Here is an 8,008-nt window from a genome sequence, read left to right as displayed (position 1 = left end):
CCAACGGTTGCGCCAAGCCGGAAAGCCCCCAAAGGTCATCCGCATCGCTCTCGCCCACAAGCTGCTCGTGCGCCTCAACGCCAAGGCCCGTGATGTCCGCGCCCAACTCGCCGCCCAGACTTGACACGCCAGACAGTCGCTCAACCCTCCCCCCGCTGCGGGGGAGGGTGGCCTGCGGAGCAGGCCGGGAGAGGGGCCGGCGCGACGCCGATCCAGTGAGCGCCCGTCAGAACGGTCCCGAACAATCCTGAAGCGTGGTTCCCCTCTCCCGCCCCGCTCCGCGGGGCACCCTCCCCCGCAGAGGGGGGAGGGTTCGGGAGACCCGCCTTAGCGCGGCCGGCCGACGACGATCCCCGGCGCGGCCGGCGGCGCCGGCATCGATTGCTGACGCTGGATGTCGCCGCGGATCTGGTTCTGCTCGAAGCGGTTCTGCTCCTGGATGCCGCGGATCTCGCTGCGGCTGTTCATCGAGCTGTTGAGGCTGTCGACCGTGCGCTCGGCGGGGGTCGTGGTGCGCTGGCTCTGGGCCAGGGCGGGGCCCGCCGCGAGGGCGACGGCGAGGAGAGAGAGGACGGACAGGCGGCGCATGGCGTGACTCCGGGTTACGGACGGTTCGTAGATACCGGTCCGACGCGCCGGACGGCCGCGGGGTTCCCGGCGACGCAACCCTGCGTCTCTCCGCCACCGCATCCGCACTCGCGGCGCGCACCCTCGACGCCGTTCGCGTTTTGGTCCAGTGATGCTGCTATGACTCGCGATGCTGCCGGGGCCCAAGCCCCCCCCTCGGAGGCCCCCCTCTCGATCGCCGCCCGCGCGCGCGCCGCCGTGGCGCCTCCCGGCGCCCACTACCTGGACGGGCTGAACCCGGAGCAGCGCCGCGCCGTCGAGGCGACCGAGGGGCCGGTCCTGGTGCTGGCCGGGGCCGGCACCGGCAAGACCCGGGTGCTCACCACCCGCATCGCCCACCTCATCGCCATCGGCCGCGCCCGGCCCTTCGACATCCTGGCCGTCACCTTCACCAACAAGGCCGCCCGGGAGATGAAGGAGCGCATCGGTGCGCTGATCGGGGCGGCCGGCGAGGGCATGCCCTGGCTCGGCACCTTCCACGCCATCGGCACCAAGATCCTGCGCCGCCACGCGGAGCTGGTCGGGCTCCGGTCCGACTTCACGATCCTGGGCACCGACGACCAGCTGAGGCTCCTCAAGCAGGTGATCGAGGCGGCGGGCATCGACGAGAAGCGCTGGCCCGCCCGCTCGCTGGCCCAGACCATCGACGGCTGGAAGAACCGCGGCCTCCTCCCCGACCAGGTCCCGCCCGGCGAGGCGGGCGCCTTCGGCTTCGGCAAGGGCGGCGCGCTCTACGCGGCCTACCAGGAGCGCCTCGCCACCCTGAACGCGGTGGATTTCGGCGACCTGCTGCTCCTCTGCCTCAAGCTCTGGCGGGCGCATCCGGACATCCTGGCGAACTATCAGGACCGCTTCCGCTACATTCTGGTCGACGAGTACCAGGACACCAACGTCGCGCAGTACCTGTGGCTGCGGCTCCTGGCGCAGGGGCGCCGCAACGTCTGCTGCGTGGGCGACGACGACCAGTCGATCTACGGCTGGCGCGGCGCCGAGGTCGACAACATCTTGCGCTTCGAGCACGACTTCCCGGGCGCCGTGGTGGTGCGCCTGGAGCGCAACTACCGCTCGACGGGCCACATCCTGGCCGCCGCCTCGACGCTGATCGCCCGCAACGAGGGCCGGCTCGGCAAGACCCTGCGCACCGAGTCCGAGGCCGGCGAGCCGGTCACTGTCACGGGCGCCTGGGATTCCGAGGAGGAGGCGCGCCTCATCGGCGAGACCATCGAGCGCCTGCAGGGCAAGGACCACTCCCTGGCGCAGATCGCCGTGCTGGTGCGGACCTCCGCCCAGATGCGCGAGGTCGAGGACCGCTTCGTGCAGCTCGGCCTGCCCTACCGGGTGATCGGCGGCCCGCGCTTCTACGAGCGGGCCGAGATCCGCGACGCGCTCGCCTATCTGCGCCTCACCGCCAACCCGGACGACGACCTCGCCTTCGAGCGGATCATCAACACGCCCAAGCGCGGCCTCGGCGACGCGACCCTGCAGGCCCTGCATGGCCTCGGCCGCCGCCAATCCGTGCGGCTCCTGCACGCCGCCCGCCTGATCGTCGAGACGGACGAGCTGAAGCCCAAGCCCCGCGCGACCCTGCGGGCCCTGGTGCAGAGCTTCGCACGCTGGGCCAAGCTCCTGGAGACCCAGCCGCATTCCGAGGTGGCGCAGACCATCCTGGAGGAATCCGGCTACACCGAGATGTGGCAGAAGGAGCGGACCGCCGACGCGGCCGGGCGCCTGGAGAACCTGAAGGAGCTGGTGCGCTCGCTGGAGGAATTCCCGGACCTGCCGGCCTTCCTGGAGCACATCGCGCTGGTGATGGATGCCAACGAGGCGGAGGGCGGCGAGCGGGTGAGCCTGATGACGCTCCACGCCGCCAAGGGGCTCGAATTCGACACGGTGTTCCTGCCGGGCTGGGAGGACGGCCTCTTCCCCAACCAGCGGGCGCTCGACGAGAGCGGCCGGGCGGGCCTGGAGGAGGAGCGCCGCCTCGCCCATGTGGGCCTGACCCGCGCCCGCAAGCGCGCCAAGATCTCCTTCGCGGTCAACCGGCGCATCCACGGCCTGTGGTCGACGACGCAGCCGAGCCGCTTCATCGACGAGTTGCCGGAGGCGAGCGTCGACGTGGTGGACGCGCCGGCGACCTTCTCGCACGGCCCTTCGCGCTTCGACCGGCAGCCGACGCCCTTCGGCTCCTCCTACGCCACGCCGGGCTGGCAGCGGGCGCAGGCCAACAGTGCCGCCCAGACGCGCTTCGAGGGCGATCGCTTCGGCGGCCGGGGAGGCCGCGGCGGCCCCCGGCAGATCGAGGGCACCCTGGTGGCCAAGTCCACCGGCGCGGCGTCAGACTACGTAGCCGGCGCGCGGGTCTTCCACACGAAATTCGGACCCGGATCGGTCGCGGCGGTCGATGGCAACAAGCTCACCGTTGACTTCGACAAGGCCGGCCGGAAGATGGTCCTCGACAGTTTCGTGCAACCGGCCTGATCCGGTTCCGGAGCTGTCCCTGCGTCACGCGGGCGGAGGCTGTGCATTGGGACATCTGGTTTCCCGGATCCGGCGGCGCGACGACGCTCCGGATCGTGTTTCGGAACCTGGTCCCGCCGCCGTCCTGTGTGATTTCCGACACAGACCTCGAGCTAATCTGTGCAGGCGCGAAAACCGACTTGTGCGGCGCGGCGCGGGAATTGCTGGTCAACCTTTCACGTCATACCCTTGCGGTAGACGCGAAGCGGACTTGTCCACCGCCCGCGTCATTCGGACCTGGAACCCGTCCGGGGTGACGGATTTTACCTGCTGACCGAGCAGAAGGAGGTCGAGGGACACGAGAGGGCACACGATACCGCGGCACCACAAGTCCAGTGGGAGTGTTGATCTATGAAGAGACGACGCGCACGACTTGAACTGGTTGAAGACCGCCCGATCCGGATGCAGAGAACCCGGTTCGAGGAGGAGCGTAACCCGCCGCCGATCCAACCCATGACGGCCCGCCAGGCCGAATATCTCGAAGCCCTCGGTTCCCACGCACAAGTCATCGTTCTCGGGCCGGCCGGTACCGGCAAGACCTACATCGCCGGCACCCGCGCCGCGGACCTTCTCCGCCAGCGCCGCATCGCCAAAGTGGTGATCACCCGGCCCAACGTCCCCTCGGGACGCTCCCTCGGCTACTTCCCCGGCACCCTCGAAGAGAAGATCGCCCCCTGGGTGGCTCCGCTCACGGAGACCATGAAGGAGCGCATGGGCGCCGGCGCCTTCGACATCGCGCTCAAGTCCGGCGACATCGAGATCGTTCCCTTCGAGGTCATGCGCGGCCGGACCTTCAAGAACTGCCTGGTGATCCTCGACGAGGCCCAGAACACCACCCCGGCCGAGATCAAGATGTTCCTGACCCGCATCGGCGACGATTGCCAGGTCATCATCAACGGCGACGTGTCGCAGACCGACCTGCGGGAGACCTCGGGCCTGCGTACGGTGATCCACCTGGTGAAGAGCCGGATGATGGCGATCCCGATCGTCGAGTTCGGCCTCGACGACATCGTGCGCTCCGGCATCTGCGCCGAGTGGGTGCGGGCCTTCGAGGAGGCGCGGGTGTAGGGGCGCGCCGAACCCTCCCCCTCTGCGCGACCGTCTGCACAGATCGTGCTCGGAAGCATGAAAGCGTGATCCAGCAATAAGCCGAGGATGGCTGCAAGGTGGATCGCGGGATCCCCTCTCCCGTGCGGGAGAGGGGTAGGGGTGAGGGTCCAGGTGGTTCAGCAAGAAGACTGAACCGTCCCGCTGCCAGCACGACGCTCGACGCTCAATTCTGAAGGGTCCGGGACCCTCACCCCTGCCCCTCTCCCGCACGGGAGAGGGGTTCCCCGCGCCTGACTCATCGACGATGCGCTTGAGCAAATCCCTGTTTCATTGGGATTTTTCGGCTGCTGTGTTTACACGGAGCCCGCAGAGGGGGGAGGGTTATGGCGTGGGGCTCACCCCTTCGCGGCGGTCACCACCACCTCGATCAGCGCGCCGCCGCCCAGATCCGCGACGCCCACCGTCGCCCGGGCCGGCAGGGCGTCGCCGAAGAACCGGGTCCAGGCGGCGTCCATCTCCTTCTTCTTCGACAGGTCGGTCACGAAGATCGTCGCGCTGACGATCCGCTCGGCGGTGGTCCCGGCCTCCTCGAGATAGCCGGCGATCTTGCCCAGGATGTTCTCGGTCTGCGCGCCCATCGGGACGCTGGTGTCGTCCGCGATCGTGCCGCCCACGAAGACGAGGCCGCCCGTCTCGACGGCCCGGTGCATGATCGGCGTGCGGATGCTGCGCGTGATGGTCATCAGGATCTCCTGTGTGGGGAAAGGAACGGTCAGGACGCCCGGAAGCGCCCGATGCCGAGGTCGCCGATCCGGGTCTGGGTGCCGGCCGCGACGATCAGCTCGGCCATGACCGCGCCGGCGGCGGGCCCGAGCTGGAAGCCGTGGAGCGAGAAGCCGAACTGGTGATAGAGCCCCTCGTGGCGCAGGCTCGGGCCGAGCACCGGCAGGTCGTCGCGCGTCTTCGCTTCGATGCCGGCCCAGGCGCGCAGGATCGTCGCCTCGCGCATCACCGGGAAGAGCTCGAACACCGTGCGGGCGCTCTCCGCGAGCTTGCGCCACGCGAGCCGGGTGGTGCCGCGCTCCGCGTCGGGCACCGCGAGGTGGCCGCCGCCGATCAGCACGGTGCCGTTGGCGAATTGCTTGAAGGAGAGCTTGCGGCCGCGCAGGATCACCACCGGGTCGATGAAGGCCGGCACCCGCGAGGTGATCATGAGCATCGGCGCCACGGTCTCGACCGGCACCGGCTCGCCCAGATCCGCCGCGATCCGCCCCGCCCAGGCCCCGGCGGCGTTGACCAGCACCGGCGCCGCGTAGGTCTCGGCCCCGACATCGGCCTTCCACAGCCCGTCCTCCCGGCGGATCCGCGCGGCGGGAACGCCCTCGCGGATCTCGGCGCCGAGCGCCTCGGCCCGGCGGCGGAAGGCCGCCACCGTGCGGGCGGGCTGGGCCGCCCCGTCGCGGCGCGAGACGATGCCGCCCGGGCAGGTCTCCGACACGGCCGGCACCAGCCGGTGCAGTTCGGCGGCGCCGATCAGCTCCTCGTGCCCGAAGCCGCGCTCGGTCAGGTCGGCGACCCGCGCCCGGCAGGCGTCGAACTCCGCCTCCGTCTCGGCCACCAGCACCTGGCCGTGGCTCTCGAAGCCGCAATCGTCCTCGACGAGGTCCTCGATCCGCTCCCAGAGGTCCATGGAGCGGAGCGAGAGCGGGATCTCGGCCACGTGCCGGGCGAGCTGGCGCACGCCGCCCGCATTCACGCCCGAGGCGTGGCGGCCGGCATGGTCCTTCTCGATCAGCACGGGCCGCAGGCCCGCCCGGCAGAGGTGCAGCGCCGTGGAGCAGCCGTGGATGCCCCCGCCGACCACGATGGCATCGCGCAGGATGTTCATCCGCGCACTACCGCCTCGGTGCTCGCCCGGTCCTTCGGCAGGGCGGCGAGTTCGGACAGCGCGATCGGCTTCACGGGCGCGCGCAGGCGGTAATAGCCGATCTCCTGCGGGGTCTTGCCCCGCGCCTCGGCCATCAGCTCGGTGACGGTGAGGCCGCAGAGCCGGCCCTGGCAGGGTCCCATGCCGGTGCGCCGGTAGGCCTTGAGCTGGTTCGGCCCCGTGGCGCCCATGGCGACGGAGTGGCGGATGTCGCCCGCGGTGATCTCCTCGCAGCGGCACACGATGGTGTCGTCGGAGGGGACGCGGAAGTGCCGGCCCGGCCGGTAGAGCGCGTCGAGGAAGGGTCGGCCGCGCTCGGCCCGGGCGAGGGCCGCCCGCAGGGCGGCGAGCGGCTGCAGCCGGTCGAGGGCCTCCGGCGCCAGGGCCTCGACGGCGGCCCGCGCGGCGAGGCGGCCGCGGATCACGGCCGCCTCGGCCCCGCCGATGCCGGCGCCGTCGCCCGCGATGGCGATCCCGTCCACCGAGGTGCCGCCCTGGGCGTCGAGCACCGGCGCGAAGCAGAGCTGGACGTCGTCCCAGCGATGCGCGACGCCGGCCGCCATGGCGAGGTTGACGTTCGGCACCACGCCCTGGTGCAGCAGCAGGAGGTCGGCCGGGAGCGTCTCCCGCCGGCCGCCGGCCGCGTAGGTGACGCGGGCGAGCTGCCCCTCCCCCTCCGCCGCGAGGTCGGTGACGCCGCCCACCACCCGCACCTTCGCGCGGACCTCCCGCATCAGGGCGAGCCCCTTCAGCAGGTAGGGCGAGGTCGCGAAGGCGAGCGCGTGGGGCAGGGCCGCGCGGAGATTGGCGCGCTCGGTCGTGTCGAGGACGCGCTCGATCCGGCCACCGAGTCGCAGGATCTGCGCGGTCAGGAGCCAGAGGAGCGGCCCCTGCCCGGCCACCACCGTGCGCCCGTCCGGCACGAGGCCGGAGGATTTGAGCAGCGTCTGGGCGGCGCCCGCCGTCATCACGCCGGGCAGCGTCCAGCCGGGGATCGGGAAGGGCCGCTCGAGGGCGCCCGTCGCCAGGATCACCCGCCGCGCCTGGACGAAGGCCGAGCCGCCGCCCACCGAGACGCCGACCTCCAGGGTCTCGTCGAGGCTCCAGACGGTGGCGCGGTGGATCATCTCGGCGCCGCTCGCCCGCAGCTCCGCGACCAGGGGCTCGCCGGCCCAGAAGTCGCGGCCGAGCTGCGTCCGGGCGGTGAGCGGCGTCGCGCCGATCGACCGCCAGACCTGGCCGCCCGGCCCGGCATTCTCGTCGAGGAGGAGCACGGTCAGGCCGGCCCGCGCGGCCCCGGCGGCGGCGGCGAGCCCGGCCGGGCCGGCGCCGATGACGACGACGTCGTAGGCGTCGCGCTGCGGACCCGTATTCATCGGCCGATCTCCCGCTTGCCCGTCTGGATCTCGATCCGCATGCCCTCGGCCACCGGCACGAGGCAGCCCTGGCGGTTGCCGATCCCGTCGATGGTGACGAGGCAGTCGAAGCACACGCCCATCATGCAGTAGGGCAGGCGCGGCGCCCCGCTGACCGCGGTGGCGCGGCGCACGTCGCGGCCGCTCGCGAGGAGCGCCGCCGAGACGCTGTCGCCCTCCCGTGCCTCGATCGCGGCTCCCTCGACGAAGATGCGGACCGGCCGCCTCGTATCCTGTTCGGATCGCTTGAACATCGGATGTCTCCGGGCTGCCTGAGCCCTCTCGTTGGGATCGGTTCTCAACGGCACAGCGGACCCAGACCGACGACGTCGAAAGGCGCTTGCCTCAATACAATTTCCCCTTTTCCGGACGACTGCAGCGCCAGCGGAAGGAGATCCGGAAACCAGCACAGGAATCACCGCGAAGCGGCTCGGCTTTTCAAATCCGTCGCAACGGACGGTCGCTTCGCGAT

General features: G+C 71.2%; 7 protein-coding genes and 1 pseudogene. 3 read left to right on the top strand and 5 right to left on the bottom strand.

Translation table 11 applies throughout. The features are described 5' to 3' along the window. A pseudogene (locus ACW9J6_RS28370) lies at nucleotides 1-124 on the top strand (IS110 family transposase); the annotation flags it as partial. A gap of 203 nt (nucleotides 125-327) precedes the next feature. Here ACW9J6_RS28370 and ACW9J6_RS28365 read toward each other — a convergent pair. After that, on the bottom strand, nucleotides 328-588 hold the full coding sequence (locus ACW9J6_RS28365; RefSeq protein WP_457119694.1) for a hypothetical protein: 261 nt from the start codon (nucleotides 586-588) through the stop codon (nucleotides 328-330). Between the two features lie 159 nt (nucleotides 589-747). On the opposite strand from ACW9J6_RS28365, the gene ACW9J6_RS28360 reads away from it, so the two are divergent. After that, on the top strand, nucleotides 748-3,105 hold the full coding sequence (locus tag ACW9J6_RS28360) for an ATP-dependent helicase (RefSeq protein ID WP_457119693.1): 2,358 nt from the start codon (nucleotides 748-750) through the stop codon (nucleotides 3,103-3,105). A gap of 390 nt (nucleotides 3,106-3,495) precedes the next feature. Then, a complete protein-coding gene (locus ACW9J6_RS28355) occupies nucleotides 3,496-4,212 on the top strand; it encodes a PhoH family protein (protein ID WP_457119692.1) in 717 nt (238 codons plus the stop codon). A gap of 377 nt (nucleotides 4,213-4,589) precedes the next feature. On the opposite strand, the gene ACW9J6_RS28350 is transcribed toward ACW9J6_RS28355, so the two are convergent. From ACW9J6_RS28350 to ACW9J6_RS28335, 4 genes are read right to left on the bottom strand one after another with little or no spacing between them, the layout of a single operon-like run. Next, the gene (locus tag ACW9J6_RS28350; protein WP_457119691.1) at nucleotides 4,590-4,937 is read right to left on the bottom strand and encodes a RidA family protein; all 348 of its coding nucleotides are present in this window, start codon (nucleotides 4,935-4,937) and stop codon (nucleotides 4,590-4,592) included. 29 nt (nucleotides 4,938-4,966) lie between these two features. After that, a complete protein-coding gene (locus ACW9J6_RS28345) occupies nucleotides 4,967-6,082 on the bottom strand; it encodes an NAD(P)/FAD-dependent oxidoreductase (protein ID WP_457119690.1) in 1,116 nt (371 codons plus the stop codon). After that, complete coding sequence (locus ACW9J6_RS28340) at nucleotides 6,079-7,497, bottom strand: FAD/NAD(P)-dependent oxidoreductase (RefSeq protein ID WP_457119689.1); 1,419 nt, start codon at nucleotides 7,495-7,497, stop codon at nucleotides 6,079-6,081. Before ACW9J6_RS28340 ends, ACW9J6_RS28345 begins: the two co-directional genes overlap by 4 nt. Continuing rightward, nucleotides 7,494-7,790 carry a (2Fe-2S)-binding protein gene (locus ACW9J6_RS28335; RefSeq protein WP_457119688.1) on the bottom strand — a complete coding sequence of 99 codons (297 nt, stop codon included), beginning with the start codon at nucleotides 7,788-7,790 and terminating at the stop codon, nucleotides 7,494-7,496. The genes ACW9J6_RS28340 and ACW9J6_RS28335 overlap by 4 nt, the downstream gene beginning before the upstream one ends. Nucleotides 7,791-8,008: the final 218 nt, after the last annotated feature.

The organism is Methylobacterium sp. JK268 (genome assembly GCF_054052225.1).
This window is presented reverse-complemented; position numbering and strand designations above follow the sequence as displayed.

Coding starts and splice junctions, on each gene's coding strand:
- ACW9J6_RS28365 (WP_457119694.1), bottom strand. CDS start 588: ATGCGCCGCCTGTCCGTCCTCTCTCTCCTCGCCGTCGCCCTCGCGGCG.
- ACW9J6_RS28360 (WP_457119693.1), top strand. CDS start 748: ATGACTCGCGATGCTGCCGGGGCCCAAGCCCCCCCCTCGGAGGCCCCC.
- ACW9J6_RS28355 (WP_457119692.1), top strand. CDS start 3,496: ATGAAGAGACGACGCGCACGACTTGAACTGGTTGAAGACCGCCCGATC.
- ACW9J6_RS28350 (WP_457119691.1), bottom strand. CDS start 4,937: ATGACCATCACGCGCAGCATCCGCACGCCGATCATGCACCGGGCCGTC.
- ACW9J6_RS28345 (WP_457119690.1), bottom strand. CDS start 6,082: ATGAACATCCTGCGCGATGCCATCGTGGTCGGCGGGGGCATCCACGGC.
- ACW9J6_RS28340 (WP_457119689.1), bottom strand. CDS start 7,497: ATGAATACGGGTCCGCAGCGCGACGCCTACGACGTCGTCGTCATCGGC.
- ACW9J6_RS28335 (WP_457119688.1), bottom strand. CDS start 7,790: ATGTTCAAGCGATCCGAACAGGATACGAGGCGGCCGGTCCGCATCTTC.